The 1,049-nt window shown below is 62.9% G+C and carries 2 protein-coding genes; both read right to left on the bottom strand.

Annotated features, from left to right (window positions below; translation table 11 throughout):
* Positions 1-616 (bottom strand): ATP-binding cassette domain-containing protein (locus tag EOA29_RS37585; RefSeq protein WP_127222469.1); only part of this gene is annotated, 616 nt, incomplete at its 3' end.
* Positions 617-650: 34 nt separating this feature from the next.
* A partial coding sequence (locus EOA29_RS37580; protein WP_127222468.1) for a DUF3459 domain-containing protein occupies positions 651-1,049 on the bottom strand: 399 nt, incomplete at its 5' end.

Below are 1,049 nucleotides of genomic sequence, written 5' to 3'. Positions count from 1 at the left end.
CGATGCGGTCCGCCAGCGTCATCGCCTCGACCTGGTCGTGCGTGACATAGATCATCGTCGTGTTCGGCATCTGCTCCTTCAGCTTGGCGATCTCGATGCGGGTGGCTACGCGAAGCGCGGCATCGAGGTTCGACAGCGGCTCGTCGAACAGGAACACCTTCGGGTTGCGCACGATGGCGCGGCCGATGGCGACCCGCTGGCGCTGTCCGCCCGACATCGCCTTGGGCAGGCGGTCGAGATATTTGGTGAGCTGCAGGATTTCGGCGGCCTGGCGCACGCGCTTGTCGATCTCGGCCTTGCTTTCCTTGCCGATCTTCATCGAGAAGGCCATGTTGTCGTACACCGTCATATGCGGATAGAGCGCGTAGGACTGGAACACCATGGCGATGCCGCGCTTCGACGGCGGCACGTCGTTCACCACCTCGCCGTCGATCTTGAGCAGGCCAGACGTGATCTCCTCGAGGCCGGCGATCGACCTCAGCAAGGTCGACTTGCCGCAGCCGGACGGCCCGACAAAAACGATGAACTCGCCCGATTTGATGTCGAGGTCGATGCCGTGGAGAATGTTGAGGTTACCGTATGATTTCTTCACCTGGTTCAGCGTGACATCGGCCATGGTTTCCTCCTCCCAGTGATTGTCCGTTGCAAACTCAGTCGATACGCCCGAACCAGGCGCCATAGCCGCCGAGGCGGATGGACCTGGTGCCAGCTTGTCCCGAAAAGCCATGCCCCTGCAAGGGCAGCGGCGAGCCTTTACCGAGATCGACCTCGGCAGGCTTGCTGCCGAGATTGAAGACGCAGGCGATGCGCTCATTGCCTTCGCGGCGCGTGAAGGCGACGGTGTCGCCATCGCTTTCGATGAAATCGATATCGCCCTTGGCCAGCGCCGGATGCTGGCGCCGGAAGGCGAGGAAGCGGCGGTAGTGCTCGAGCAGCGAGTTCGGGTCGCCCTGCTGCACGTTCACCGCTTGCGAGAGATGCTTGCCCGGCACCGGCAGCCAGGGCCTGGCGGTCGAGAAGCCACCATTCTTGGCCGCCGCTTCCCACAC

The organism is Mesorhizobium sp. M1E.F.Ca.ET.063.01.1.1 (assembly GCF_003998155.1).
GTDB lineage: Bacteria > Pseudomonadota > Alphaproteobacteria > Rhizobiales > Rhizobiaceae > Mesorhizobium.
The sequence above is the reverse complement of the archived record's forward strand: the minus strand, read 5'-3'. Positions and strand labels throughout refer to the sequence as shown.